We start from the raw sequence: 26,342 nt of genomic DNA, 5'->3' as shown, positions 1-26,342 counted from the left end.
GAAACGCACTGCGGCCCGGAATGTTTCACGTAGAACACGTGAAAACGTTCCGGGCCGCAGGTCTTTTCACCGACGGGCTCAGTGGCGGGTGGTCTTGCGGGTCGCCGACCGGTAGACCACTACGGCCGTGAGCAGCAGGATCGCCGCCGTCGAAGTGGCCGCCAGATGGATGCCGCTCACGAAGGCCGAGTGCGCCGAGTTCAGCAGTTCACCGGCCGCGGGCTGCGGCAGGTGCCGCGCGGTTTCGACCGCGCCGCCGAGGGATTCGCGCGCCGCGTCCGCCCGGTCCGACGGGACATGCGAGAGGTCCAGTCCACCCCGGAAGGCCGCCATCACGGCGCTGCCGAGGACCGCGACACCCAGGGCGATACCGGTCTCCATGGCCGTCTCCGAGATGGCCGCGGCATTGCCCGCGCGGGATTCGGGGGCGGTGCTGACGATCATGTCGCACGAAACCGTCAGCGCCACACCCTCACCCAGGCCGATCAGCAGGAAGCCCACGATGAACGGGGTCACCGAACCGGACGGATCGGTGGGCAGCAGCCAGTAGAGCGCCGCACCCGCGGCGACCGTCACCAGCGCACCCGCCAAAACCGTTGCCGGACGCCACCACCGGACCAGCCAGGCCGCGGCCAGCGCGCCCAGCATCGAGCCGACGGTGCCGGGGATCAGCAGCAGACCGGCCTCCAGCGGGGACTTGCCGAGCACCAGCTGCAGGTACTGCGAACCGAAGAACAGCACACCCGCCAGCGCGAACACCGACAGCAGGTTGGTGAACACCGCGGCCCGGAACGCCGGGATCCGGAACAGGTCCAGATCGATCAGCGGTGCGGCCAGGCCGCGCTGCCGCCGCACGAACGCCACCCCGGCACTGACGCCGACCATGGCGATGATCAGCAGATTCAGGCTCGGGCCGTGCGCCGCGAACTCCTTGATCGCGTACACGATCGGGATCAGCGCCAGCATCGACAGTCCGGCGCTCACCAGGTCGAAGCGGCCCGGGTTGGGGTCCTTCGACTCCGGCACCAGCAGCGGGGCCAGCATCAGCAGCAGCGCCATCACGGGCAGGTTCACCAGGAACACCGAGCCCCACCAGAAGTGCTCGAGCATCCAGCCGCCGAGCAGCGGGCCGAACGCCGCACCGGAGGCGGCCATCGCGCCCCACACCGAGATGGCGAGGGTGCGCTGCCGCGCGTCGGCGAACATGCCGCGGATCAGGCCGAGGGTGGCGGGCATCAGGGTCGCACCGGCGACACCCTGCAATACCCGTGCGGCGATGAGCATTTCGGGGTTGATCGCCCAGGCGGCCAGCGCGGAGGCGACGGCGAAGCCGACCGCGCCGATCAGCAGCAGGCGGCGGCGGCCGATGCGGTCGCCGAGGGTGCCCATGGTGACCAGCAGACCGGCCAGCACGAACGAGTAGACGTCGATGATCCACAGCAGCTGCGGTGTGGTGGGTGCGAGGTCGGCGGTGATGGAGGGGACCGCGAGGTCGAGCACGGTGGCGTCGACGGCGATCAGCAGCAGCGCCAGCGCGAGCACGCCGAGGCCCGCCCAGTCGCGGGCGGTGGCCCGGGGGGCGGCGGTGACTACGGGAATCGCGGGGGTGGTTCCGGAACGGGCGGTCGGTCGGGTGGTCATGTGCTTTCTCTCTCAGAGTCGAACCGTCTGGACGGTACAGTACCACGATGAACCGTCCAGACGGTACAGTCGAGCCCGTGACCACGCGTGATCCCGCCGGTACCCGCGACCGGATTCTCGACGCCCTCGAGACCCTGCTGCTCGACAAGGGCCTGTCCCAGGTGACCCTCGACAGCGTCGCCGCCACCGCGGGCGTCTCCAAGGGCGGCCTGCTCTACCACTTCAAGAGCAAGGACGCGCTGCTGGCCGGACTGCTCGGCCGGGTCGCCGACCGCACCGAACAGCAGGTGCGAACCACCGTCGAACAGGGCCGCTCGGTCGCCGAGTGGTACCTGCAGACCCCGCATCCCGACGACGAGGTCGACGCCGTCGAACTCGCCCTCTACCGCTCCATGCTGGCCGCCATGCGCACCGCCGACGCCCCCCAGGATCCCGGCCGGGCCGAGACCGACCGGGCCCTCACCGAGGTGATGCAGCACTGGAAGACGGCCATCGACAACGAGATTCCGGATCCGGTCCAGTCCGAGATCGTGCAACTGGTCGGCGACGGCGTCTACCTGCGGGCACTGGTCGGGGCGACACCGGTCGATCCCGACCTGTACCGGCAGGTGGTGGCCCGGCTGCTGGGCACGCCCGCGCCGGACTGACCGAATGCGCTGGTCCGGATAGACTCGGCCGCGTGTTGCCGACCGCTGCCGACCCCGTCGGTTCGCCGACCGGCTCGGTGGGGGGACCGACTTCTACCGGACCGGCGTCTCCGCCTGCCCCGGAACCCGTGGTGGTGCCGATCCGGCCGCTGGCCTTCCACGAGCTTCTCGATCTGCCGTTCGCGCTGATCCAGTCGCGAATCCGCTTGCTGGCGGCCATGATCGGGGTCGCGATCGCAGTGCTCACCGCGGTCGCCGTCGCCGTCACGGCGCTGATCTCCGAGCTCTCCGGCGATTCGGACGACGCCGTGGGCTGGGCCGCGATCCTGACCACCCTGGTCTGCGCGTGGTCGCTGCGCTTGCTGGTGCGGAGTGTCAGTGTGCCGATCGGACTGTCCGCGCTGCACCGGCGGCGGGTGAGCGGGATCGACGTGCTCCGGCGCGCCGCCTCGAAAACCGGTCCGCTGCTGGCCTTTCAGCTGATGTACACGCTGATCGGCATCGGGGTGCTGCTGCTGGGCGCGCCGCTGCTGATCACATTTCCGTTCGCGGTGATCTGGCTGGGCTGGCTGCGCGGTCGCCGCGCGGCGATACTGCCGCTGGTCTTCGACGACGAGTCGGCGGGCTACCGGGCCGCCGCCGCCCGCGCGAAACTGCTTGCGCAGGGCACGGAGTGGCAGCTGGTCGGGGTGTGGCTGTATCTGCGCGGGCTGATGGTGGTGCTGCTCGTTCCGCTGCTGGCGCTGCCCCGCTTCGTCTCCGATATCTCCGGCACCCACCGCTGGGCGGTCACCGTGCTGACCATCTTCTTCGTCCTGCTGGTCGTGGCGTTCTCCGAGCTGGTGGAGTCGACGACCAATGTCGTCGTCTACGCCGACCGCCGCTGCCGCCGGGAAGCCTGGGACATCCGGTGGCCGGGGGTGAACGCATCGTGACCTCGGACGAAAACCCCGGCGCGCCACCGGAACCGGCGCTCGGTCCGGCGGCGGCGCACCTGGCCGCGGCCGAGGCGGCCGCCCGGCACGGGGATTTCGGTGCGGCACTGCGGGAACGATATCGGGCGGTCACGCGCGGGCTCGAACAGCGCGGATTGCTCGAGGAGGAGCGGGCCCGCACCGCGCAGGAGACGGCGCGCGCGGCCACCGGGGTCGCGCCGGAGGCCGTCGAATTGCCCGCGGTGGCAGACAGTTTCGACGAGGTGGTCTACGGCGGGCGGTTCGGCACCGAGGCCGAGTACCGGCGACTCGAGCAGGCCGACCGGTATTCGACGGCGCCACCGCCCCGGTCGGGTCCGGCCGAGATCACCGAGCTCACCGAGAAACGCCGGACCCGCAGGAAACGCCGGACGCGTAAACCGCGCCGGGAGTCGCGCGGCGTACCGGAGGTGTTGCGGGACTGGCGATTGTGGGCGGCCATCGGCGGGGTGCTGGCGGTGCTGGCGCTCGCGTACATACTGACCCACCTGAGTGCGCCGCAGGCACCGCCGCCACCCACGACGGTTCCACCGCCCAAGCTGCCGCCACCCGATTACGGCACCGGCGACGACTCGATCTTCCAGAAACTACCGGCCTGGCTGGCCTTCGGCGGACTGCAGTTCCTGATCGCCTGGGCCGCGGTGCTGTGCTGGCGGGGCCGCCGCCGCGGCACCGTGGTCGGCGAACCGCTGCCGGTGGAGGCTCCGGCCGGTGAACTGCTCGCCGGTCAGGCCGGGCTGTACCGGAAATCCCGCGATCACGAGCATGTGGCCGGGAAGCTGCGGGCGGCCACCTTGCGGCGGCTCCGGCCGGTGCTCGGCCTCACCGCCGACACCCCGCCGACCCTGGTGGTCGCCGCCGTCGGCGCCCGGGTCGGCGAGGACGCCGCGACCGTCGGCGCCGCACTCTACGACCCGGTCCCGGACCGGGACACCCTGCGACTCGTGGCCGCACAACTCGAATGGATCGAAGCGGAGGTCTTGTGACCACAGTGGACACCAACCACACCCCCACCACCGAACAGGCACAGCAGGCGCTGCTCGCGCTGCGCGCCGAGATCGGCAAGGCGGTCGTCGGCAACGACCAGGCCGTCCTGTACCTGGTGCTGGCGCTGCTGTGCCGCGGGCACGTGCTGCTGGAAGGCGTTCCGGGCGTGGCCAAGACGCTGCTGGTGCGGGCCCTGGCCACCGCCCTGGACCTGGAGCACTCCCGCATCCAGTTCACCCCGGACCTGATGCCCGGCGACGTGACCGGTTCGCAGATCTACGACCCGCACTCCGCCGAGTTCACCTTCCGGCGCGGCCCGGTGTTCACCAACCTGCTGCTCGCCGACGAGATCAACCGCACACCGCCCAAGACGCAGTCGGCGCTGCTGGAATCCATGGAGGAGCGCCAGGTTTCGGTGGCGGGCGTGCCGCAGCCGCTGCCCGATCCGTTCGTGGTGATCGCGACCCAGAACCCGATCGAGCAGGAGGGCACCTACCCGCTGCCCGAGGCGCAGCTGGACCGGTTCCTGTTCAAGGTCGACATCCAATTGCCCGGGCGCGACGACGAATTCCGCATCCTGCAGCGGCACGCGGCCGGATTCGACCCGCGCGATCTGAACGCGGCGGGCCTGCGCCCGGTCGCCGGGGCCGCGCATCTCGAGGCCGCGCGGGCCGCAGTCGCCCAGGTGGCGATCAGCCCGGAGGTGCTGGCGTACACGGTGGATCTGTGCCGGGCCACCCGCACCTCCCCCGCCGTCGCGCACGGCGCGTCCACCCGTGGCGCGACCGCGCTGATGGCGGCGTCACGAGCCTTCGCCTGGCTGAACGGCCGCGCCTTCGTCACGCCGGACGACGTGAAAAACGTTGCGACAGCGGTGCTCCGGCATCGATTGCAGCTGCGGCCCGAGCACGAGGTGGAGGGCGTCACCGCCGAGGGCGTGCTGGCCGGACTGCTGATGTCCGTGCCCGTCCCGGTGTAGGCCGTGGTTCTCACCGGCCGCTCGGCCGCCGCCGCGGTGCTCGCGGCCCTGTTCGTCACCCTGGTGCTGCCGTCGTGGGCGGGCGTCGCGCTCGCCACCGGCGTGCTGCTGGCACTGTTCGCCGCCGACCTGATCGCTCTGGGATCGCCCGGGGCGCTGGAGCTTTCGCGGGAGCCGATCACCACGGTGCGCAGCGGTCGCAGCATCGAGGTGGAGCTCTCGGTGCTCAATTCCGGTGTGCGCCGGGCGCGCGGCACCCTGTGGGACGACTGGCCGCCGAGCGCCCGCGCCCGGCATCGCAGGCATGCGCTGAATCTGCCGTCCAACACCAGGATTCGGTTTCGGACCCAGCTGAACCCGGAATTCCACGGGGACCGGGTGGCCGGTCCGGTGACGCTGCGCCTGCTCGGGCCGCTCGGTCTGGCGGGCCGTCAGGTGCGGCGCCAGGTCCCGGCCCGGCTGCGCGCGCTGCCGCCGTTCCGCAGTGAGCGGCTGCTCGCGTCGAAGGTCCGGCAGCTGCAGCAGCTGGAGGGCCGCAACCTCACCGTCATGCGCGGTCAGGGCACCGAATTCGATTCCTTCCGTGAGTATGTCGCGGGCGACGACGTGCGCGCCATCGACTGGCGCGCCACCGCCCGCGCCGACGACGTGCTGGTGCGGACCTGGCGGCCGGAACGCAACCGACACGTGGTGATGCTGCTGGACACCGGCCGGGTCAGCGCCGGGCGCATCGGCGACGGCACCCGCCTGGACGCCACCATCGAGGCCGCGCTGCTGCTCGGCGGCCTGGCCGCCGCCGGTGGCGACTCGGTGGATCTACTCGGCTACGACCGCCGCGTCCGCACCGAGGTGCGCGGCGTGGGCGGAAAACGGTTGCAGATCAAGCTGATGCACGCGCTGGCCGGGCTCACCCCGGACCTGGTCGACACCGACTACCAGGGACTGCTGCGCACCACTTTGCAGCGGGCCCGTCGCCGCAGCCTGGTGGTGTGGTTCACCCACCTGGACGCCGCCACCGTGCAGGAGGGTCTGCTCCCGGTGCTGCCGGTGCTCGCCGATCGCCATCGCGTACTGGTGGTCTCGGTGACCGATCCGGAGGTCGCGGCCGCCGCCACCCGCCGCTCCACCCTGGACGACCTCTACGCCGCCGCGTCCGCCGAGAACGTGCTGGCCGAACACGCGCTGGCCCGCGAAACGCTGCGGCGCAAGGGTGTTCGTGTCATCGCCGCCGCGCCGGATCAGCTACCGGAAGCGCTCGCCGACGCCTACCTGGAACTGAAGCAGACCGGCGCGCTCTGATCGCTCGCCGGATGCTGCCCGACTGCTGCCGGGAAGCTGGCGCCCGGCACCAGCCCGGCCTTGTACAAATCCTGTTGTGCCAGTCGTGAACTCAGTGCGTCCAGGCGACAGCCTGCGCCGGGGTCGGCGGCTGCGCGGGTGCGGACATCGGCACGGGCGGAATGGCGCGCCGCTGCCGTTCGGCGAGGATCGCACCCAGAATGTGCAGCGGCGGATAGCCGTTCGGCGGCGGAGTGCGCAGGCTCGCGCACACCGCGATCACCAGGGCCCGGCCCAGCTGGTCCTGCACGGCCGGGGTGAGAGTGCGGAAGCGCACCAGGTACTGCCGGGTCGAGAGCGCGAGGTCCTCCGGCAGCCCGGACAGGTCGAGTTGCCGCGACCAGGCCGCCAGCCACGGCGGGGCGATCGCGAGGGCCGCGAACGGCAGTCGGCTGCGATCGTGCACCACCACGGTCCCCGCCAGCGCGTCCCCGATGCGCCGCCCCTGTGGCGAGCACATCGACACCACGATGGCGATCAGCCCGGTGCCCAGCATCCAGAAGTCGACGATCCCGGACAGCCCGCGGGTCACCGCGTGCCGGAAGTCGACGGGCCCGCCGTCGGCGCGCACCACCCGCAGCCCGACCATCATCTTGCCGAGCGAGCGGCCGCGCGAAAACGTCTCGAACAGCACCGGATAGCCGATCAGCGCGCTCACCATGCCGACCAGCACCGCCGCGTCCCGCCACGCCGAATCCGCGTCGGCGGCCACCAGCAGCGCCTCGAACACCAGGACCAGCAGCAGCCCGCCGATCAGCTGGATGATCAGGTCGATGACGAAGGCCGCGGCCCGGGTCGGGATCCGCGCGATCGGCAATTCGACGGCGACAGCCTCGCCCGTGGTGAAAAGCGCCATGACCCCGCCATTCTTCCCAGCCTCTCCGCCGCTGGCAACCGCTGCCGTTGTCACCCGCGGTGGATAGCATCTGACTCGACCGCGGTACAGGAGGGGAAGCGATGGATCTGGACGCGTACACCTTCGTGCACAAACCGGCCTGGGACCGGCTGGACCGGCTGTCCTCCGGGGGGCGCCGGCTCAGCGGCGCGGAGGTCGACGAGCTGGTGCGGCTCTATCGCCTGGCGTCGCAGCAGCTGGCCCGGTTGCAGAGCCGGGACGCGGATCCGGAACTGGTGGCGGGCCTGTCGGCGGTGCTGACCCGGGCGCGCGGGCGGATCCTCGGCGCGCGGGTCGACACCTGGCGTGAGATCGGGAAGTTCCTGACCGACCGGTTCCCGGCCGCCGTGTACCGGGCGTGGCCGTGGTGGGTGTCGGTGGCGGCGGTGTTCCTGCTCGGTTCGGCGGCGCTGGCGACCTGGGTGGCGCGCTCGGAGTCCGCGCGGCGACATTTCGGGTTGGACACGAATACCGATCACCTCACCCGTCCCGGTGGCGAATTCGAGACCTACTACTACGAGCACTCGCACGACGCGTTCGCCGCGAAGGTGTGGACCAACAACGCCTGGGTGGCGGCGATGGCGCTGTTCACCGGGGTGCTCATCCTGCCCGCGCTCTACCTGCTGTTCATGAACGCGCTGAACCTCGGGGTCAGCGCCGGTCTGATGGCCGAGGCGGGACGGCTGGGCGCGTTCTTCGACTGGATCCTGCCGCACGGAATGCTGGAGCTCACCGCGATTTTCGTGGCCGGTGGGGCGGGCCTGAAGCTGGGTTGGACACTGATCGATCCGGGCCGGGAGAGCCGGGCACAGGCCCTGGCCAGGCAGGGGCGGGCGACGGCGGTGATCGCGCTCGGGCTGGCCGGGGTGCTGCTGGTGTCGGGTTGCCTCGAGGGATTCGTCACGCCGAGCGGGTGGCCGACCGTGGTGCGGATCGGAATCGGCGCGCTGGCCGAGTTCGGATTCCTCGCCTATGTGTTGCTGCGGGGGCGCGCGGTGGTGCGCGAGCAGGACGCGGCGCTGGGCGGAGATGACGGCGTGGAGTTCGTGAGAGGCCCGGAGCACATCACGGGCTATCCGGTCCGGACGAGTCCGGAAGCGGTTGCGCGAGTGACTGGTTCGTAGTCGGGGCAACCCTCGGATTTGATTTCCACTGGCCGCAGCGAGTCCGGCTCAGCTGCGGCCAGCGTTGCCGACGACTCTACACAATCGTTATGGCTACGCAACCTCCGACTCGCACCCCGGGCGTATAACGCGACCAGGCGAAATACACCGTCTCAGTAGGGAACCCGGCGATATCGCTAATTCTCGGCTTACCCTTTGCGGAGGGTCTGCCGAAGGGGTCGAAACTGTGCGCGCGGTCGCATTTCCGGAGCCGTTTCGACCGTCGGTACACCGGAGGTTTGGAGCTCCGGAACGACGTTTGCCGAATTGTCTTGTTCCACCCGGCGACCGTGGGTTCAACCCGCGTTAAGCTGGCGTTTCACCGCAGCTCAGGCCGATTGCCCGGCGGTCACCGAAGATCAAACAAACCCCAAGTCTGTTTAGCGTAGTTTTCGCTTAATGATCATCAGGCAATGGAGGTGCGTAATCGGGCGCATACCCGAGACGTGACCCTTCGGCAAACGTTTTTCGGGGCCCTACGACCTCGATCACCCACTCCGGCAACGTCCCCGGCGAACGGTTCACCGGGCCCGGTGCGATCTTCGTCACATCCGTTGTGACCTGCGAGATTTCGAGTCTTTCGGAACGAGCCCGCGCGGCGGTCGACTCGACCGACTCGACCGGGTCCGGACATACGAGAAGAGCCCCGATCCGGTGTGGATCGGGGCTCTTCTCTTTGTGGGCGAAGGGGGACTTGAACCCCCACGTCCTTACGGACACTGGCACCTGAAGCCAGCGCGTCTGCCATTCCGCCACTCGCCCGAGCGACGAGAAGAAACGTATCACGGGGTCTGTGCCAAAAAGAAATCGCCTGGTTATCGACAGTCCGGGCGGGCACACCCAACACGGGAACCTCGGCAGCCCGCCAAGAGTTACAGGTGTGGACGATCGTGGATATCATGCAATCACCGTGTCCCTGCGGCGACACGCCATGTCCGCGTGTTGCTTTATCGGACGTACGTGACCGGACCCGGAAGGAGGGGCGATGGGGATAGTGTCCCGATTCGAACGCCGCCTTCAGGGTGCCGTGGGTGATGTGTTCGCGCGCGCCTTCGGCGGCAACGTCGTGCCCCAGGAGGTGGAGACGGCGTTGCAACGCGAGGCCGCCGACCACATCCAGGATCTCGGTGGCGGACATCTGCTGGCTCCGAACAGCTATGTCATCACCGTCAACGAATCGGATCTGGGGCAGCTCGTCCAGGGTGAGGGCCAGGAGAATCACGACCTCACCGTGCGCGCATTCGCCAAACATCTACAGGACTACATCCGTGAGCAAGGGTGGCAGACCTACGGCGAAGTGCACGTGGAGTTCGAGGCATCCCCTACGCTGCACACCGGACAGTTCAGAACTCGCGGCCGGGTGGACCCGGACGCCGGTGGGGACAGGGCCCGGCCGCCCGGTACTCCACCGGGACCTGAACAGCCACCACGACCCAACCCGCAACCAGGAGCTGGCCCCATGACGCAGAACTCAGGCTACGACCCAAGCCGTGAGCCCGCGGAGTCCGATCCGCGGAGTCGCGGGTACGCGCCCCCGCCTGCGGGCCGAGCAGCCGGCGGGCAGGGCTACAGCGAGTACGGCCGCGGCGGACAGCAGCAGTACCCCGAGCAGCAGGGCGGCACCTACGGCCAGCCCGAGCAGGGCTACGGCGAGTACCAGAACGGCTACGACTACAACCAGCAGCAGGGCGGCGGTTACGCCGCCGGTCAGCAGCAGGGTGGTTACGCCGAGCAGGGCTACGGCCAGCAGGCCTACAGTCAGCAGCCGGGCTACGCCGATCAGGCGTACGGCCAGCAGCCGGGCTACGAGCAGGGCTACGCGGAACCGGGCTACGGCCAGGGCCAGGCTCAGCAGCCGGGCTACGGCCAGCAGGGCTACGACCAGTACGGCCAGCAGCAGGGGTACGCCGAACCGGCCTACGGCCAGCAGGGCTACGCCGAACCCGGGTACGGCCAGCAGCAGGGCTATGCCCAGCAGCAGGGCGGCTACGACCAGTACGAGCAGGGCGGCGGCTACGCCGCCGACGACCAGTACGGCCAGCAGGCGGGTTACGCGCAGCAGCAGGGCGGCTACGCGGCCGCGCCCGCGCGCGCGGGCTCGAGCTACTCGGCCACGCTGCAGCTCGACGACGGCTCGGGTCGCACCTACCAGTTGCGTGAGGGCAGCAACATCATCGGTCGCGGCCAGGACGCCCACTTCCGGCTGCCCGATACCGGAGTTTCGCGGCGGCACATCGAAGTTCGCTGGGACGGCCAGACCGCGATGCTCTCGGACCTCGGTTCCACCAACGGCACGCTGGTCAACGGGTCGCCCGTCCAGGACTGGCAGCTGGCCGACGGGGATGTGATCCGCGCCGGACATTCCGAGATCCTGATCCGGATCGTCTGATCCCGTAAGCTCGCGATGCAGGTCACGATATGGCTAGGAATTCCTCGGTCGTATCGTGATCGCAACCGGTCTTCGGCCCTATGATGCTGCCAACAGTCGCGGCGGACTTCTGGCCGCGCTGACCAGCAGTACACCGGTTGGGGGTCACGGAGATCTACCTCCGTACCGACTGCCCGTACCAACGACACGGTCGAACAGGAGGTGGAGCACCGTGCAGGGATTGATCCTGCAATTGACCCGTGCGGGGTTCCTGCTGCTGCTGTGGCTGTTCGTGTGGGCGGTGCTCCGGACTCTGCGCAGCGATATCTACGCGGCATCCGGCCTTCGGGTCGCGCCTCGGGCCGCAGGCGGTTCCGCGGTGCTCCCCTCTTTTCGCCGGGGCCAGAAGGGCGCCAAATATCTCGTGGTGACTCAGGGTTCTCTCGCCGGCACCCGCATCTCACTCGGCCAACAGCCGGTGTTGATCGGGCGCGCGGACGATTCCACTTTGGTCCTCACCGACGACTACGCCTCGACCCGCCACGCGCGCATCTCGCCGCGCGGCGAGGACTGGTATGTCGAGGATCTCGGTTCCACCAATGGGACCTACCTCGATCGGTCGAAGGTCACCACCCCGGTCCGAGTTCCACTCGGCACCCCTGTCCGTGTCGGTAAGACAGTGATCGAGCTGCGATCGTGACACTTGTTCTCCGCTACGCAGCGCGCAGCGACCGTGGCCTCGTCCGGGCCAACAACGAGGATTCCGTATACGCGGGCGCGCGTCTGCTCGCGCTCGCGGACGGCATGGGCGGTCATGCCGCCGGTGAAGTCGCCTCGCAGTTGATGATCGCCGCACTGGCGCATCTGGACGACGACGAGCCCGGCGACGACCTGCTCGGCAAGCTGAATCGTGCTGTGCACGAAGGCAATGCGTCCATCGCCGATCAGGTCGAGGAAGAGCCGGAACTGGACGGTATGGGCACTACGCTCACCGCCATCCTGTTCGCCGGGCGCAAACTCGGCCTGGCCCACATCGGTGACTCGCGCGCCTACATGCTCAGAGGCGGTGAGCTGGCCCAGATCACCCGTGACGACACCTTCGTGCAGTCCCTGGTGGACGAGGGCCGCATCACCCCGGAGCAGGCGCACACCCATCCGCAACGTTCGCTGATCATGCGGGCGCTCACCGGCAACGAGATCGACCCCACCCTGGTGGTGCGCGAGGCTCGGGCCGGTGACCGCTACCTGCTGTGCTCGGACGGCCTGTCGGATGTGGTGAGCGACGAGACCATCGCCAACACCATGCGCGAAGGCAGCACCGACGAGTCGGCGGACCGCCTCATCGAATTGGCTTTGCGCAGTGGCGGTCCCGACAACGTGACCGTGGTGGTCGCCGACGTCATCGACCTCGACTACGGGCAGAGCCATCCGATCGTGGCCGGCGCGGCCTCCGGCGAGGACGAAGACACTCCCCCGCCCAACACCGCCGCCGGACGCGCGGCCGCCATGCGACCGCCGCGCGCCGCACCGCGTCGCCAGGTGACCCAGCCCGAGCCCGAGCCGCCGAAGAAGAGCCACAAACTGCGCTGGCTGGCGCTGTCACTGGCCCTGCTGGTGGCCATCGGCGCGGGTCTCACCGTGGGCTACAACATGATTCGCGCCAACTACTACGTCGGCACCGACGGCGAGAAGGTGGTGGTGCTGCGCGGGCTGCCCGGTTCGGTACTGGGCTACTCGATCCGCTCGGTGGATCAGGTCGGATGTGTCACGCGCACCGGCGAATTGACGCTCGCCGGTGGAACCTCCGACTTTCCGGCCGGTTGCCGCGGGCTGACCCGCAGCGATCTGCGCCCCAGCGGCCGTGATTCGGTCGACAAGGGCCTGCCGCCGGGTTCCCGCGAGGACGCCGTCAAGCAGATCCAGACCCTGGTGCAGGGTGAACTGCTGCCGCCGTGCGAGAAGCAGCAGCCCACCACCCCGGTCACCACCACGCCCGCCCCGCCGCCCGCGGACGGGAACCAGCCGCCGGTCACCACCACTCCGGCCGCACCCACCCCGGGCGCCACCGGCGCCGAGCGCACCGGTGAGAACCACCCGCTGGAACCGCACACCTCCACCTCCCCCACCTCCACGACGGCACCGCAGAACCCGGGGCAGAACTGCAGGACGGCGGACTGATGTCCGCACCGGCACCGCCGTCCACTGGGGCCTTCCCCAGTCCACCCGGCGGATTCGCTCCTGCGCCGCCGCCCTCCACCCGGCGCAACGTCGAGTTGCTGCTGCTGGGTTCGGCGGCGGTGGTGACGACGGTGTCGCTGGTGCTGGTGGAGGCCAGTCAGGAGCAGGCGATCACCTGGGAGATCGCCAAACTCGGTGCCGCGTATCTCGCCCTGTTCGGTGTCGCCCATCTGGCGGTGCGGCGGTTCGCCCCGTTCGCGGATCCACTGCTACTACCGATCGCGGCGCTACTGAACGGGTTGGGGCTGGTGATCATTCACCGCCTCGACCTAGCGCAGGCGCAGGACGCCGCCTTCGCCTCCCTGCCCATCCCCTCCCCCGACGCCAACCAGCAGGTGCTGTGGACGGGGCTGGGGATGGTGGTTTTCATGGGCTTGTTGATCGTGCTGCGCGACTACCGGACGCTGGCCCGCTACGCCTACACCGTGGGTCTGATCGGACTGGTCGCACTCGCGGTGCCCGCCGTGCTGCCCGACCGGTTCTCACAGGTGAACGGCGCGAAGATCTGGATTCGGCTGCCGGGCTTCAGCGTTCAGCCCGGTGAGTTCGCCAAGATCGCGCTGATCGTGTTCTTCGCCGGGGTGCTGGTCGCCAAGCGCGACCTGTTCACCGGCGCGGGCAAGCACGTGTTCGGCATGGAGCTGCCGCGGCTGCGGGACATGGGTCCGGTGCTGCTGGTGTGGCTGGCCTCGGTCGGCGTGCTGGTGGTGGAGAAGGACCTCGGCACCTCGCTGCTGATCTTCTGCACCGTGCTGTGCATGCTCTACATCGCCACCGAACGCGTCGGCTGGGTGGCGGTGGGCGCGGTGCTGCTGGCGATCGGATACGTGTTCGCCTACAACGCCTTCGGGCATGTGCGGGTGCGGACCTCGACCTGGCTGCATCCGTTCGCGGACTACAACAACACCGGCTACCAGATCTCGCAGTCGCTGTTCGGGCTGGCCACCGGTGGGCTGGCCGGAACCGGGCTGGGCAGCGGGCGGCCCTCGCAGGTGCCGTTCGCCAAGACCGACTTCATCATCTCCGCCATCGGTGAGGAGCTCGGCCTGATCGGCCTGAGCGCCGTGCTGATGCTGTTCTGCCTGTTCACCATTCGCGGGATCCGCACCGCGCTGGCCATCCGCGACAGCTTCGGCAAGCTGCTGGCCGCGGGCCTCGCGTTCACCATCGCGATCCAGGTGTTCGTGGTGGTCGGCGGGGTCACCAAGCTGATTCCGCTGACCGGTCTCACCACGCCGTTCATGTCCTACGGTGGTTCGTCGCTACTGGCCAACTACGCACTGCTGGCCCTGTTGATCAAGGTGTCCGATGCGGCGCGGGCGCCGGCCCCGGTGCGCAAGCGCGCCGCGGAGCCGCTCGCGGACGCGTCGACGCAATTGCTGCGCAAGGTCGAATCGGATGCGGCCCGCGTGAACACGCCGGTGCACAAGGTCGAATCGGATACAGCCCGCGTGAACACGCCGGAGCCAAGGGTCGAGGGGGGTACCGCGTGAACACGCCGCTGCGCCGGGTGGCGATGGCGGTCATGGTGATGATCGTCGCGCTGCTGGTGAACGCCACCTACGTCCAGGTCCAGATCGGCCCGATCGGCAAGGCCGACAGCCTGCGCAACGATCCGCGCAACGACCGGGTGCTGCTGGACGAGTACGCGCGCCAGCGCGGCCAGATCTCGGCATCGGGCACCGTGCTCGCGAGTTCGGTGGCCACCGACGACCGCTACAAGTACATGCGCACCTATCCGACCGATCCGCTCGCCTATTCGGCGGTGACCGGGTTCTACTCACTGCAGAACGGCAGCAACGGGATCGAGCACGCCGAGGACTCGGTGCTCAACGGTTCGGACAACCAGCTGTTCGGGCGACGGCTCATCGACATGATCTCCGGGCGGGATCCGCGCGGCGGCAACGTGATCACCACGTTGAACCCGATCATGCAGAAGGTCGCCTACGAGCAGTTGACGGCCAAGAACTTCACCGGTTCGGTGGTGGCGATCGAGCCGAGCACCGGCCGCATCCTGACCATGGTGTCGACGCCGTCCTACGATCCGAACCTGCTGGCCGGGCACGACGGCGCGGCCACCCAGAAGACCTGGGAGCAGCTGCAGGCCGATCCGCGCCAGCCGATGCTGAATCGGGCTGTGTCGCAGACCTATCCGCCGGGTTCGACGTTCAAGGTCATCGTGAGCGCGGCGGCGCTGTCCAACGGCGTCGCGAAACCGGATGACCAGTTCACCGCGTCGCCGCGGATCACGTTGCCGGACACCACCACCACGCTGGAGAACTACAACGGCACCCACTGCGGTCCCGGCGACGGTCAAACCGCTTCCATGACAGACGCTTTCAAGTACTCGTGTAACACGGCCTTCGCCGAGATCGGTATGAAGACCGGAGCGGCCAAGCTCAAGGACGAGGCCAACGCGTTCGGAATCGGCACCCAGCATCCCAATATTCCGATTCCGTGGGCGGACAGCACCGTCGGGACCATCCCCGACCAGGCCGCCCTGGCGCAGTCCAGCATCGGGCAGCGCGATGTCGCGCTCACCCCGCTGGACAACGCGGTGGTCGCGGCCACCATCGCCAACGGCGGCGTCCGGATGAAGCCGTACCTGGTCGACCAGTTGCAGGCCCCCGACCTCAGCACCCTGGAGAGCACCAAGCCGACCTCGGTGGGACAGGCGGTGTCCCCGCAGGTGGCCACCCAGATCACCACGCTGATGCTGGCCTCGGAACAGAACACCACGGGAGGAACCGCGCCGCGCTCGTACCAGATCGCCTCCAAGACCGGTACGGCCGAGCACGGCGACGATCCCCGCAACACCCCACCCCACGCCTGGTACATCGCCTTCGCCCCGGCGCAGAACCCGAAGATCGCGATCGCGGTGATCGTCGAGAACGGCGGCGACCGGGCCCTGGCCGCCACCGGCGGTTCGGTGGCCGCGCCGATCGCGCGCGCGGTGCTGGACGCGGGATTGCAGGGGGGCTGAACGATATGAAGGTGCAAGGCGGCATGAGTGGGTCAGGGCTCGAAGGAGGCAGCCTGCGTAACCACGTAGAGCCCCCACTCATGCCATATGTATGCAGACGGGGTCTCGAATGCTGAACAACGGTGCGATGATCGCGGACCGGTACCGGCTGCAGCGGCTGATCGCCACCGGCGGCATGGGCCAGGTCTGGGAAGCCCTCGACACCCGGCTCGATCGCCGGGTCGCGGTGAAGGTGCTCAAGGCGGAGTTCTCCACGGATCCGACCTTCCGGCAACGCTTCCGCACGGAAGCCAGGACCACGGCGCAGCTCAACCACCCCGGCATCGCCAGCATCTACGACTACGGCGAGACCCAGGATCCGTCCGGCGGTGAGATCGCCTACCTGGTCATGGAATTCGTGCAGGGTGAGCCGCTCAACGCGGTGCTGTCGCGGCTCAGCCGGCTCTCGGTGGCGCAGGGCCTCGACATGCTCGAGCAGACCGGTCGCGCGCTTCAGGTCGCGCACCTCGCCGGTGTGGTGCACCGCGATGTGAAGCCGGGCAACATCCTGGTGACGCCGACCGGTCAGGTGAAGATCACCGACTTCGGCATCGCCAAGGCGGTCGACGCGTCCCCGGTCACCAAGACCGGCATGGTGATGGGCACCGCCCAGTACATCGCGCCGGAGCAGGCCACCGGCGAGGACGCCACCGCCGCCTCCGACGTGTACTCGCTGGGTGTGGTCGGCTACGAGGCGTTCTCGGGGGCCAGACCGTTCACCGGTGACGGCGCGCTGACCGTCGCCATGAAGCATGTGCGCGACACCCCGCCGCCGCTGCCCGCCGATCTGCCGCCGAACGTGCGCGAACTCATCGAGATCACCATGGCCAAGGATCCGGGCCAGCGCTACAGCAGCGGCGGCGAATTCGCCGACGCGGTGGCCGCGGTGCGCTCGGGACGCAGACCCACGCCGCCCGGCGGCATCCCGGCGGTGCCGTCGATGACCGGCGCCACCCGGATCCTGCCGCCCGGACCGACCATGATCATCCCCGGCGCCCGCGCCGACCAGGCCACCACCCGCTACCCCACCCCGTCGCAGTCCATGCGGCACGTGGGCGAGCAGAGTCCCGCCACCGCGACCACCCTGCTGACCGGCAACCGCCCGCCCGTCGGACCGGCCAACCTCACCGGTCAGGGTCCCGACGAATCCGGGCGGTTCACCAACGGGCAGAAGGCGCTCGCCGGTCTCGGCGTCGGCGCGCTGATCCTCGGTGCGGCCGCCGCCATCGTGCTGATGAGCAGTTCGAGTCACGAGTCCACGCCGACCACCCGCACCAGTGCCGTGGTGGTGCCGCCGATCGATCCGACCACGACGACCGCGCCGCCCACCACGACCACCACCCGGGAGCGGCCGGTGCCGCCGCCCCCGGTCACCACCTACGAACCGCCGCCGACCACCACCACGGTCGATCCGACGACGACGGCCCCGCCGACCACCACCACGACCGCGCCGCCGACCACCACGAAGACCACCACGACGCCGCGGACCACCACCGGACGCTTCCCCTGGCCGAACCAGGACATACCATCGATGCCAGGAGTTCCCGGCGGAGTCAGCCCCGGCGGCGCCCGCGGGCAGTGGTACACACCGGAATACAGCGCCCCCACAGCCATCCCGCAGCAAGGATTGCCATGACGACCCCGAAGAACCTGTCCTCGCGCTATGAGCTGGGCGAGATCATCGGGTTCGGCGGGATGTCGGAGGTACACAAGGCGCGCGACCTCCGGCTCGGCCGCGACGTGGCGATCAAGGTGCTGCGCGCCGATCTGGCCCGCGACCCGACCTTCTATCTGCGATTCAAGCGTGAGGCGCAGAACGCGGCCGCGCTGAACCATCCGGCCATCGTCGCGGTGTACGACACCGGCGAGGCCGAGATCGACGGCGGGCCGCTGCCCTACATCGTCATGGAGTATGTGGACGGCGACACCCTGCGCGATCTGGTGCGCGGCAAGGGTCCGTTCCAGCCGCGGCGTGCCATGGAAGTGGTCGCGGATGTCTGTGCGGCGCTGGACTTCTCGCATCGCAACGGGATCGTGCACCGGGATATGAAGCCCGCCAACATCATGATCAACCGGGCCGGCGCGGTGAAGGTGATGGACTTCGGCATCGCCCGCGCCATCGCCGACAGCTCCAACCCGATGACGCAGACGGCCGCTGTTATCGGTACCGCCCAGTATCTTTCGCCCGAACAGGCCCGCGGCGAGCAGGTCGACGCCCGCTCCGACGTGTACTCGGTGGGCTGCGTGCTCTACGAGATCCTCACCGGCGAACCGCCTTTCACCGGCGACTCACCGGTCGCGGTCGCGTACCAGCATGTGCGGGAGGATCCGCGGCTGCCCTCGACGGTTCATCCCGGCGTGCCGCGCGAACTCGACTCGGTCGTGCTCAAGGCCATGGCCAAGAACCCGGCCAACCGCTACCAGACCGCCGCCGAGATGCGCGCGGACCTGATCCGGGTGCTGGGCGGTCAGAAGCCCACCGCGCCCATCATCATGACCGACGAGGACCGCTCCTTCGACGACGAACTGCCGCCCGCGCGCAGCTACCGCACCATCGAGCGCCGCGACGACACCAGCGAGCAGGAGATCGTCCAGGCCGAGCCGCGTCGGCGCACCGCGCTGATCGCCGGGCTCGCGGCCGCCGCGGTCGCCGTCGTCGCCGCCCTGCTGTGGGCGCTGGTCGGCCCCGGCGCGCGCCCCGACCAGGTGACGGTGCCGGACGTGGCCAACAAGAACTCCCAACTCGCGCAACGGGATCTGGAGAACCAAGGCTTCCACGTCGCCGTGCAGCCGACGCCCGACGCCAAGATCGTGCAGGGCAATGTGGTCTCGACGCAGCCGCTGGGCGGCTCCCGGGTCGACAAGGGCTCGACCATCACCGTGCTCGTCTCCTCGGGGCCGCAGCAGGTGGCGGTGCCGAAGCTCGCCGGGCTCACCCAGTCGCAGGCCGAGCAGACCCTCACCGGGCAGGGCCTCAAACTGGCCTCGGACGTCAAACAGGCCGCCTCCAGCAGCGACGACAAGGGCAAGGTCGTCGCCCAGACGCCCGACGCCGGGCAGAAGATCGACGCGGGCGCCGAGGTCACCATCAGCCTCGGCTCCGGACCGGAGAAGGTGCGGGTGCCCGACGTGGTCGGCCAGACCATCGACGTCGCCAAACCGAACCTCGAGGACAGCTCCGGTTTCACCGTGACCACGCAGGAGGTGCCCAGCAACCAGCCCAAGGGCACCGTGCTCGGCACCACCCCCGCCGCCGGCACCCAGGCCGACAAGGGCTCCACGGTGACCGTGCAGATCTCCACCGGCGATCAGCTCACCATGCCCGACCTGCGCGGCATGACGCCCGCCCAGGCCGCCGACCAGTTGCGGCAGCGCGGCTGGAACGGGCAGATCAGCCAGAACACCATGAGCACGCTGAACGCGGGCGAGGTGGGCCGGGTGCTGGCGCAGCAGCCGACCGCGGGCACCTCGCTGGGCAAGTCGCAGACCGTCACCATCACCACCGGGGTGCTCTCGCTCGGGCCGCCGTGATCGCCGGCAAACGCTGAGCAGGGCCCGTGAGCTGTTGCTCGCGGGCCCCTTTCGTATCGAGTTGTCCACAGGCTGTGGATATCTAGAGGCGCAGGTGACGATTCATCGACATGGCCTCATCCGCCAGGTCAGCGAGCTCGACCACCTCGACGCCGTGCGCGCTCAAACGTTCCACACCCACCACGTTGTCCACAAAGGTGGCGGGTTCCCGCCAGGCGATCACCACCCGCCGGATCCCGGCCGCGAGAATCCGCTCGGCACACGGCAAACGATCCTTGCTGGCCCGGTGCGAACACGGTTCGAGGGTCGAATAGAGCGTGGCGTGCCGCAGGCGCGGATCGGCCGGATCCAGCTTGTTCAACGCCGACTCCTCGGCGTGCACCTTCGCATCGGTCTCGCGGGACCAGCCGTGCTCGATCTCCACCCCGTCCGCGCCCACGATGACCGCGCCCACCGAGAACGCGGTCTCGCTCGGCGGGCACAGCCGCGCCAGGCCGATGGCGTGCCGCATCCAGCCGCGATCCGAGCGGGTCTCATCCGGCATCCGAATCCTCCTTGGGCAGATAGCGCAGCAGTGCGATGTCGCCGATCCGGCCCACATCGGCCAGCCGCATCCGATGCTTCGGACCGCCCGGGAAATCGGCGGGGCCGAGGAAGCGCGGCGCGGCCGGATCGCCGACCACGATCGGGGCGACGGCCATCCAGATCTCGTCGACCAGACCCTGGGCGAGGAACGCCGTGTGGATCGCGCCGCCGCCCTCGACCATCAGGCTGGTCACCCCGCGCGCGCCCAGATCGTCGAGCAACGACGCGAAATCGACTGTGCCACCGAGAGATACGACGTCGGCCCGGCCTTCCAGACGGTTGCCGAGCCGGTGCGCGCCCGCGTCGGTGGTGTACACCAGCCGTTCGCCACCGCTGTGCCAGAGATTCGCCGACGGATCCAGATCGCCGGTGGCGGTGACGATCACGCGCAGCGGGTACGCGGGCCGCCCGGTCGCCACCCGATGGGCGCGGCGGTCCGGATTGTTCACCAGCAGCCGTGGATTGTCGGCGCGCAGGGTGCCCGCGCCGATGAGGATGGCGTCGGATTCCGCGCGCAGCGTGTCCACCCGATCGAAATCGGCTGCGCTGGACAGCAACAGCCGATCCGGGCCGGCGTCGTCGATGTAGCCGTCGACGCTGACCGCGACCGACAGCAGCACGTGCGGCCGGTCGCTCATGAGGCGAGCGCCGCGACCTCCGCCTCCAAGGTCTGCACCAAGCCCTCCGGCGGGCGCTGCCCGCAGACGCCCAGCCAGTTCGCGAGCATGCGATGCCCGCCCTGGGTGAGCACGGATTCGGGATGGAACTGCACACCGTGGATGGGCAGATCGCGATGACGCAGGGCCATGACGATCCCGGATTCGGTGCGGCCCAGCACCTCCAGCTCCGGCGGCATGGTCTCCTCGAGCACGGTCAGCGAGTGGTAGCGGGTGGCGATGAACGGATCCGGCAGCCCGGCCAGCACGCCCGCGCCGACGTGGAACACCTCGCTGGTCTTGCCGTGCAGCAGCTCGGGCGCACGGGTCACGGTGGCGCCGAACGCCTCCCCGATGGCCTGATGCCCGAGGCACACGCCCAGCAGCGGCGTGGCGTGGCGGGCGGCGGCGTGCACCAGCGGAATGCTCGCACCGGCCCGGTCCGGACTGCCCGGCCCGGGACTGATCAGCACCCCGTCGAAGTCCTGCACGACGGCGTCCACATCGGCCAGTTGCGGGTCATCGTTGCGCCAGACCTCGGCGTCCACCCCGAGCTGTCCGAGATACTGGACCAGGTTGAACACGAAGCTGTCGTAGTTGTCGACGACGAGTACACGCATGACCCGAGACTAATCGGCGCCGCCGCGCGCGTCGCGTGCAATACCGTCCAACGCGGCGCAAGCCTCCCCGACGACACTTTCCCCAGGGTTGCCGGGATAATGTCTATGCAGACAGCACGCCGAAATCGAGGACGTCAATGCCCAAGTCTAAGGTCCGGAAAAAGACCGATTACACGATCAACCCGGCCAGTCGCACTCCGGTGCGGGTGAAGTCGGCAGGCCCGTCACCGGTCTGGTACGTCGCCATCATGCTGGGCTTCATGCTCGCCGGGCTCGCCTGGCTGCTCGTCTACTACCTGGCCAACGAGCACATCGGCTGGATGAGCGACCTGGGCGCCTGGAACTTCCTGATCGGGTTCGGCCTGATGGTGGTCGGTCTGATCATGACGATGCGCTGGCGGTGAGTGCCTTACACCGCTGTTATTCATTCACACCTGTGGATGACCTTGTGGACAACTCGAGGAGTGAGTGGGGAAAGTGACCGCTGCCGACCCCGCTTCCCGACTCTCCTGGTCCACGCCCCCGGCCGCCCTGGCGGTCTGCGGTGTCGGCGGCCTCGTGCTGGTCGGCGCCACTTTCTTCGCCGATGACGGTCCCGGCCGCCTGCTGATCGGGCTGGCCGCGATCGGGCTGCTGCTGTCGACCGGACTCGGATTGCGGCAGCGGCCGCGACTGGCCGTCGAACCCGGTGATCCGGCGCGGATCGTGGTGCGCGGACTCACCGGTGCGCGTAGCTACACCCCCGAGCAGATCCTGCGGATCCGGGTGGTCCGCTATCAGCGGCTGGGTCGGCGGATGCCGATGCTGGAGATGGACGTCGACGACCACGGCGACGAGAAGCTGATCATCTTCGGCCGCTGGGATCTCGGCGCACACCCCGAGGACGTCCTCGAGGTGCTGCGCATTCACATCAACAGCAAGTAGCTCGGACACATCGACGGCAGACAGCTCAGACCGGCGAGGGTGCGCCCAGCGCGGTCACCAGCAGCGCCACGATCACGATCGCCGCGATCGAGAACCAGCCGGTGTTCAGGATCGCCCGCTGGGTGCGCAGGCCGAGCCAGCGCGGCAGGTACAGGATTCCGGTGGTGGCCAGGGTGCCCGCGAGCAGCCCGCCCAGATGCGCCCAGATGGAGATGCCGGGCACCGAGAAGGTGATGATCAGGTTGATCACCAGCAGCACCAGGATCTGGGTCAGGTTCTGCCGGGTCCGCAGCATGATCACGGCCACCGCGCCGAAGATTCCGAAGATCGCGCCCGAGGCGCCCGCCGAGGCGGTGAGCGGATCCGAGAGCACGGTCACCGCCGCCGAACCGCCCAGCAGCGCCGCCGCGTACACCGCGAGATACCGCGCCCGGCCCAGCGCCAGCTCGCAGTAGGGGCCGAGCACGTAAAGCGCGAACATGTTGGCCAGCAGGTGGATCGGCCCGATGTGCAGGAAACCGGAGCCGATGATCCGGAACCATTGGCCGTCGCCGACCGCGGCGGGCATCAGCACCCAGTCGTAGAACAGGCGGGAACGCTGGTTGTCCATCACGCTGTGCGCCTGCAACGCGGTGGCCAGGAAGACCGCCACATTGACCGCGATCAGCGAGTAGGTGACATACGGGACCGGAACCTTGGTCGCCGTCGCGCCCGCGGCATTGCGCACCGGCCGGACATCGTCGCGGCCCTGCTGAATACAGTCCACGCAGTGCTGTCCGACCGCGGCCGGGGTGAGGCATTCGGGGCAGGAGGGCCGCCCGCACCGGGTACAGGCCAGACCGGTCGCCCGGTCCGGATGGCGATGGCAGGTCGGTGCGGGCTGCTGGGGATTCATGAGTGAATTCTCTTCGGCTGCGCCCGAATTCGGGCTCGGGTCAGGACAGGGTGATGCTCTTGATCACGATCTCGTCCTTGGGACGGTCGCTGCGATCGGTCGAGGTGTTGGCGATGACGTCCACCACCTTGCGCGAATCCGGGTCCAGTACCTCACCGAAGATAGTGTGCTTGCGGTTGAGGTGCGGGTGCGCGCCGACGGTGATGAAGAACTGCGAGCCGTTGGTGCCGGGCCCGGCGTTCGCCATGGCCAGCAGGTAACCGCGGTCGAAGCGCAGTTCCGGATGGAACTCGTCCTTGAACTCGTAGCCCGGGCCGCCGCGACCGGTGCCGGTCGGATCGCCGCCCTGAATCATGAAGCCGTCGATCACCCGGTGGAAGACGGCCCCGTCGTAGAACGGGCCGGAGGTGGTGCCCGCGGCGTTCTTGGTCGTGTACGGCGCGGTCCCCTCGGCGAGGCCGAGGAAGTTGCGCACCGTCGCGGGGGCGTGGTTACCGAAGAGCGCGATCTGGATATCGCCGAGGTTGGTGTGCAGCGTCGCCACGGCGGTCTGATTCGGTGAGGTCACGCCCGCAAGCCTAAGTGGTGACCGCTCCTGGTTACTTCACGGCACTGTTCCGCCACCCCGAAACTTCAGCGGGCCGCACGAAATCCGTTGTCACTCTCTTTTCTGCCCGAATTCGGGCACAGAGTTTGCGGAGTCGGCTAGCCCATGGCAAGTTCGGTCGGGTGAATGACGGGGTTCCGGTCGATCTGGTGCGTCATGTGGCGGCCTCCACCGGCCTGCCGCCCGCCGTCGCGGCCCGCGTGGTCGCCGACATCGTCGGCTATTTCGACGAGACCGCCGAGGAGTTCGTGCGCCGCAGACACGCCGAACTCCAGGGTCGCCAGGTCCGCAATGCCGAAATCTGGCAGCGGCTCGCCGCGGAGCTGACGCAGCGCCCGGTGGCCCCCCCCGACTTCACCGAACGCCAACTGCGTCGCATCGTCTACGGGTAGGAGTCCGTCGCACCATGTGTGGAATCGTCGGTTACATCGGACATCGTGAGTCCGTTCCGGTACTGCTGGAGGGCCTGCACCGGCTCGAATACCGCGGCTACGACTCCGCGGGCCTGGCCGTCCCGCACCGCGGGCGACTGCGCATCACCAAGACCCAGGGCCGGGTCCAGGACCTGCGCAACCGGGTCGACGCCGAGGGCGCGCGGCTGCGCGGCAGCGTCGGCATCGCCCACACCCGCTGGGCCACCCACGGCGAACCCAGCGACGCCAACGCGCACCCGCACACCGACGGCTCCGGCCGAATCGCCGTGGTGCACAACGGAATCGTCGAGAACGCCGAGGAACTACGGGCCGCGCTGAGCGCCGACGGCGTCGAATTCGTCTCCGACACCGACACCGAGGCCATCGCGCATCTGGTGGCCGCCGCACTCGACGACACCGAGACCCTCGAGGACGCCGTCCGCACCGCACTGCACCGGGTCGAGGGCACCTACGGCCTGCTGGTGCTCGACGCCCGCCGCCCCGACGAACTGGTGGTGGCCCGCAACGGCAGCCCCATCGTGCTCGGCGTCGGTGACGGCGAGATGTTCGTCGCCTCCGATGTGGCCGCCCTGGTGCACCACACCCAGCGCGTGGTCTTCCTCGACGACGGCGAGCTCGCCACCGTGCGCGCGGGCGAATTCCGCACCAGCACACTGGGACTCGAGGCGCTGCGCACCGACAAGATCCCCACCGTGATCGCCATGGCCGCCGAGGACTACGCCCTGGGCCGCTACCCCGACTTCATGCGCAAGGAGATGGCCGAGCAGCCCGACGCGGTCCGCCGAGCCCTGCGCGGGCGCCTCGACGAACGCTTCACCACCGCCATCCTGGGCGGCCTCAACATGGACGCGCGCGAACTGCGCGGCATCAGCAAGGTGGTGTTCCTGGGTTGCGGCTCGGCCTATTACGCGGGCCAGCTGGGCGCGCAACTGGTCGAGGAACTGGCTCGGATTCCCGCCACCGCCGAACCCGCCTCGGAATTCCGCTACCGCAATCCCGTGGTGGACCCCGACGCGCTCTACGTGGCGATCAGCCAGTCCGGCGAGACCCTCGACACCCTGGCCGCGGTGCAGGAGTTGCAGCGCAAGGGTGGCCGGGTGATCGGCGCGGTGAACGTGGTGGGCAGCGCCATCGCCCGCGAATGCGGTGCGGGCGTGTTCCTGCACGCCGGACCCGAGGTGTCGGTCGCCTCGACCAAGGCGCTCACCAATATGACGGTGTCCTTCGCCATGCTGGCGCTGCTGCTGGGCCGGGTGCGCGATCTGTCCGCCGCGGCGGGCGAGCGGGTGGTGAGCGGGCTGCGCGCGCTGCCGGACGCGATCGACGCGGTGCTGGCCGACGACGAGCTGATCGCCGAGGTCGCGACCCGATATGCCAAGGCGCGCAGCATGTTCTTCATCGGGCGGGTGCGGGCCTGGCCGGTGGCGCGGGAGGGTGCGCAGAAGCTCAAGGAGATCTCCTACATCCACGCCGAGGCGTACCAGGGCTCCGAGCTCAAGCACGGCCCGCTGGCCCTGATCGACCCGGATATGCCGAGCATCGTGCTGGTGCCCGACGACGAGCTGCTGGCCAAGAACATCACCACCATCGAGCAGATCAAGGCGCGCGGCGGCCCGGTGATCGCGGTGACCAATGCCGCGCTGCCGGATGGGCTGGCGGACGCGGTGATTCGGGTGCCCTCGGTGTGCCCGGAGCTGGATCCGATCATCCTGACCATCCCGCTGCAGCTGCTGGCCTATCACACGGCCATGGCACTGGGCCGGGATATCGACAAGCCGCGCAATCTGGCCAAGAGCGTTACCGTCGAGTAACCGGATTCACGCACCCTTGGGTGCACG

23 protein-coding genes, 1 tRNA gene and 1 pseudogene are annotated in these 26,342 nt (G+C 69.2%); 17 read left to right on the top strand and 8 right to left on the bottom strand.

Annotated features, from left to right (window positions below):
• Nucleotides 1-78 precede the first annotated feature (78 nt).
• Entirely contained in the window at nucleotides 79-1,641 is a 1,563-nt protein-coding gene (locus OG300_RS32180; RefSeq protein WP_405487490.1) for an MFS transporter, read from the bottom strand.
• Nucleotides 1,642-1,688: 47 nt separating this feature from the next.
• Here OG300_RS32180 and OG300_RS32175 point away from each other — a divergent pair, with 47 nt between their 5' ends.
• From OG300_RS32175 to OG300_RS32155, 5 genes are read left to right on the top strand one after another with little or no spacing between them, the layout of a single operon-like run.
• Nucleotides 1,689-2,288, top strand: coding sequence for a TetR/AcrR family transcriptional regulator (locus tag OG300_RS32175; protein WP_405487488.1), 600 nt, complete (start codon nucleotides 1,689-1,691; stop codon nucleotides 2,286-2,288).
• Nucleotides 2,289-2,320: 32 nt separating this feature from the next.
• On the top strand, nucleotides 2,321-3,223 hold the full coding sequence (locus OG300_RS32170) for a hypothetical protein (RefSeq protein ID WP_405487486.1): 903 nt from the start codon (nucleotides 2,321-2,323) through the stop codon (nucleotides 3,221-3,223).
• A complete protein-coding gene (locus tag OG300_RS32165) occupies nucleotides 3,220-4,248 on the top strand; it encodes a DUF4129 domain-containing protein (RefSeq protein ID WP_405487484.1) in 1,029 nt (342 codons plus the stop codon). Before OG300_RS32170 ends, OG300_RS32165 begins: the two co-directional genes overlap by 4 nt.
• On the top strand, nucleotides 4,224-5,228 hold the full coding sequence (locus OG300_RS32160) for an AAA family ATPase (protein ID WP_405487482.1): 1,005 nt from the start codon (nucleotides 4,224-4,226) through the stop codon (nucleotides 5,226-5,228). The genes OG300_RS32165 and OG300_RS32160 overlap by 25 nt, the downstream gene beginning before the upstream one ends.
• A gap of 3 nt (nucleotides 5,229-5,231) precedes the next feature.
• Nucleotides 5,232-6,527, top strand: coding sequence for a DUF58 domain-containing protein (locus tag OG300_RS32155; protein WP_405487481.1), 1,296 nt, complete (start codon nucleotides 5,232-5,234; stop codon nucleotides 6,525-6,527).
• Between the two features lie 91 nt (nucleotides 6,528-6,618).
• Here OG300_RS32155 and OG300_RS32150 read toward each other — a convergent pair whose 3' ends face one another.
• Entirely contained in the window at nucleotides 6,619-7,422 is an 804-nt protein-coding gene (locus OG300_RS32150; RefSeq protein WP_405487479.1) for an RDD family protein, read from the bottom strand.
• 101 nt (nucleotides 7,423-7,523) lie between these two features.
• Between OG300_RS32150 and OG300_RS32145 the strand changes: the two genes are divergently transcribed.
• Nucleotides 7,524-8,585: a stage II sporulation protein M gene (locus OG300_RS32145; protein WP_405487477.1), complete on the top strand. Its 1,062-nt coding sequence runs from the start codon at nucleotides 7,524-7,526 to the stop codon at nucleotides 8,583-8,585.
• 718 nt (nucleotides 8,586-9,303) lie between these two features.
• On the opposite strand, the gene OG300_RS32140 is transcribed toward OG300_RS32145, so the two are convergent.
• Nucleotides 9,304-9,386, bottom strand: a tRNA-Leu gene (locus OG300_RS32140).
• A gap of 223 nt (nucleotides 9,387-9,609) precedes the next feature.
• Here OG300_RS32140 and OG300_RS32135 point away from each other — a divergent pair.
• The 7 genes and pseudogenes from OG300_RS32135 (at nucleotide 9,610) to pknB (ending at nucleotide 19,783) form a co-directional block, all read left to right on the top strand.
• A complete protein-coding gene (locus OG300_RS32135) occupies nucleotides 9,610-11,013 on the top strand; it encodes an FhaA domain-containing protein (protein ID WP_405487475.1) in 1,404 nt (467 codons plus the stop codon).
• Between the two features lie 211 nt (nucleotides 11,014-11,224).
• Nucleotides 11,225-11,692 carry an FHA domain-containing protein gene (locus OG300_RS32130; RefSeq protein ID WP_405487473.1) on the top strand — a complete coding sequence of 156 codons (468 nt, stop codon included), beginning with the start codon at nucleotides 11,225-11,227 and terminating at the stop codon, nucleotides 11,690-11,692.
• Nucleotides 11,689-13,170 carry a PP2C family protein-serine/threonine phosphatase gene (locus OG300_RS32125; RefSeq protein ID WP_405487471.1) on the top strand — a complete coding sequence of 494 codons (1,482 nt, stop codon included), beginning with the start codon at nucleotides 11,689-11,691 and terminating at the stop codon, nucleotides 13,168-13,170. Before OG300_RS32130 ends, OG300_RS32125 begins: the two co-directional genes overlap by 4 nt.
• Nucleotides 13,170-14,612: pseudogene (locus OG300_RS32120) on the top strand (FtsW/RodA/SpoVE family cell cycle protein); the annotation flags it as partial. The gene OG300_RS32125 and the pseudogene OG300_RS32120, both read left to right, overlap by 1 nt.
• A 107-nt stretch (nucleotides 14,613-14,719) precedes the next feature.
• Nucleotides 14,720-16,213: a peptidoglycan D,D-transpeptidase FtsI family protein gene (locus tag OG300_RS32115; protein ID WP_405487469.1), complete on the top strand. Its 1,494-nt coding sequence runs from the start codon at nucleotides 14,720-14,722 to the stop codon at nucleotides 16,211-16,213.
• A gap of 109 nt (nucleotides 16,214-16,322) precedes the next feature.
• The gene (locus OG300_RS32110; RefSeq protein ID WP_405487467.1) at nucleotides 16,323-17,888 is read left to right on the top strand and encodes a protein kinase domain-containing protein; all 1,566 of its coding nucleotides are present in this window, start codon (nucleotides 16,323-16,325) and stop codon (nucleotides 17,886-17,888) included.
• Complete coding sequence (gene pknB / locus OG300_RS32105; RefSeq protein ID WP_405487465.1) at nucleotides 17,885-19,783, top strand: Stk1 family PASTA domain-containing Ser/Thr kinase; 1,899 nt, start codon at nucleotides 17,885-17,887, stop codon at nucleotides 19,781-19,783. Before OG300_RS32110 ends, pknB begins: the two co-directional genes overlap by 4 nt.
• 82 nt (nucleotides 19,784-19,865) lie before the next feature.
• Here the strand turns inward: pknB and OG300_RS32100 are convergent, their stop codons facing one another.
• From OG300_RS32100 to OG300_RS32090, 3 genes are read right to left on the bottom strand one after another with little or no spacing between them, the layout of a single operon-like run.
• A complete protein-coding gene (locus tag OG300_RS32100; RefSeq protein WP_405487463.1) occupies nucleotides 19,866-20,327 on the bottom strand; it encodes a deaminase in 462 nt (153 codons plus the stop codon).
• A complete protein-coding gene (locus tag OG300_RS32095; protein ID WP_405487461.1) occupies nucleotides 20,317-21,006 on the bottom strand; it encodes a RibD family protein in 690 nt (229 codons plus the stop codon). Before OG300_RS32095 ends, OG300_RS32100 begins: the two co-directional genes overlap by 11 nt.
• Nucleotides 21,003-21,644, bottom strand: coding sequence for an aminodeoxychorismate/anthranilate synthase component II (locus OG300_RS32090; RefSeq protein WP_405487459.1), 642 nt, complete (start codon nucleotides 21,642-21,644; stop codon nucleotides 21,003-21,005). Before OG300_RS32090 ends, OG300_RS32095 begins: the two co-directional genes overlap by 4 nt.
• Before the next feature lie 137 nt (nucleotides 21,645-21,781).
• Between OG300_RS32090 and crgA the strand changes: the two genes are divergently transcribed.
• On the top strand, nucleotides 21,782-22,048 hold the full coding sequence (gene crgA / locus OG300_RS32085; RefSeq protein ID WP_040862582.1) for a cell division protein CrgA: 267 nt from the start codon (nucleotides 21,782-21,784) through the stop codon (nucleotides 22,046-22,048).
• 73 nt (nucleotides 22,049-22,121) lie between these two features.
• Nucleotides 22,122-22,568, top strand: a complete 447-nt coding sequence (locus tag OG300_RS32080; protein ID WP_405487457.1) for a PH domain-containing protein — start codon at nucleotides 22,122-22,124, stop codon at nucleotides 22,566-22,568.
• Nucleotides 22,569-22,593: 25 nt separating this feature from the next.
• On the opposite strand, the gene OG300_RS32075 is transcribed toward OG300_RS32080, so the two are convergent.
• Nucleotides 22,594-23,463, bottom strand: a complete 870-nt coding sequence (locus tag OG300_RS32075) for a rhomboid family intramembrane serine protease (RefSeq protein ID WP_405487455.1) — start codon at nucleotides 23,461-23,463, stop codon at nucleotides 22,594-22,596.
• A 40-nt stretch (nucleotides 23,464-23,503) separates the two neighbouring features.
• Complete coding sequence (locus OG300_RS32070) at nucleotides 23,504-24,031, bottom strand: peptidylprolyl isomerase (protein ID WP_405487453.1); 528 nt, start codon at nucleotides 24,029-24,031, stop codon at nucleotides 23,504-23,506.
• Between the two features lie 161 nt (nucleotides 24,032-24,192).
• Here OG300_RS32070 and OG300_RS32065 point away from each other — a divergent pair, with 161 nt between their 5' ends.
• Both OG300_RS32065 and glmS read left to right on the top strand, forming a co-directional pair.
• A complete protein-coding gene (locus tag OG300_RS32065) occupies nucleotides 24,193-24,462 on the top strand; it encodes a hypothetical protein (RefSeq protein ID WP_405487451.1) in 270 nt (89 codons plus the stop codon).
• Nucleotides 24,463-24,476: 14 nt separating this feature from the next.
• The gene (glmS, locus tag OG300_RS32060) at nucleotides 24,477-26,315 is read left to right on the top strand and encodes a glutamine--fructose-6-phosphate transaminase (isomerizing) (RefSeq protein WP_405487449.1); all 1,839 of its coding nucleotides are present in this window, start codon (nucleotides 24,477-24,479) and stop codon (nucleotides 26,313-26,315) included.
• The last annotated feature ends 27 nt before the right edge of the window (nucleotides 26,316-26,342 follow it).

This window comes from Nocardia sp. NBC_00511 (assembly GCF_045161165.1).
Taxonomy (GTDB): Bacteria; Actinomycetota; Actinomycetes; order Mycobacteriales; family Mycobacteriaceae; genus Nocardia.
The sequence above is the reverse complement of the archived record's forward strand: the minus strand, read 5'-3'. Positions and strand labels throughout refer to the sequence as shown.

Bases quoted from the DNA above. Each gene is read 5' to 3' on its own strand.
- OG300_RS32135 (WP_405487475.1), top strand. From the start codon at position 9,610: ATGGGGATAGTGTCCCGATTCGAACGCCGCCTTCAGGGTGCCGTGGGT.
- OG300_RS32160 (WP_405487482.1), top strand. From the start codon at position 4,224: ATGGATCGAAGCGGAGGTCTTGTGACCACAGTGGACACCAACCACACC.
- OG300_RS32175 (WP_405487488.1), top strand. From the start codon at position 1,689: ATGAACCGTCCAGACGGTACAGTCGAGCCCGTGACCACGCGTGATCCC.
- pknB (WP_405487465.1), top strand. From the start codon at position 17,885: ATGACGACCCCGAAGAACCTGTCCTCGCGCTATGAGCTGGGCGAGATC.
- crgA (WP_040862582.1), top strand. From the start codon at position 21,782: ATGCCCAAGTCTAAGGTCCGGAAAAAGACCGATTACACGATCAACCCG.
- OG300_RS32150 (WP_405487479.1), bottom strand. From the start codon at position 7,422: ATGGCGCTTTTCACCACGGGCGAGGCTGTCGCCGTCGAATTGCCGATC.
- OG300_RS32110 (WP_405487467.1), top strand. From the start codon at position 16,323: ATGCTGAACAACGGTGCGATGATCGCGGACCGGTACCGGCTGCAGCGG.
- OG300_RS32145 (WP_405487477.1), top strand. From the start codon at position 7,524: ATGGATCTGGACGCGTACACCTTCGTGCACAAACCGGCCTGGGACCGG.
- OG300_RS32095 (WP_405487461.1), bottom strand. From the start codon at position 21,006: ATGAGCGACCGGCCGCACGTGCTGCTGTCGGTCGCGGTCAGCGTCGAC.
- OG300_RS32075 (WP_405487455.1), bottom strand. From the start codon at position 23,463: ATGAATCCCCAGCAGCCCGCACCGACCTGCCATCGCCATCCGGACCGG.
- glmS (WP_405487449.1), top strand. From the start codon at position 24,477: ATGTGTGGAATCGTCGGTTACATCGGACATCGTGAGTCCGTTCCGGTA.
- OG300_RS32090 (WP_405487459.1), bottom strand. From the start codon at position 21,644: ATGCGTGTACTCGTCGTCGACAACTACGACAGCTTCGTGTTCAACCTG.
- OG300_RS32100 (WP_405487463.1), bottom strand. From the start codon at position 20,327: ATGCCGGATGAGACCCGCTCGGATCGCGGCTGGATGCGGCACGCCATC.
- OG300_RS32180 (WP_405487490.1), bottom strand. From the start codon at position 1,641: ATGACCACCCGACCGACCGCCCGTTCCGGAACCACCCCCGCGATTCCC.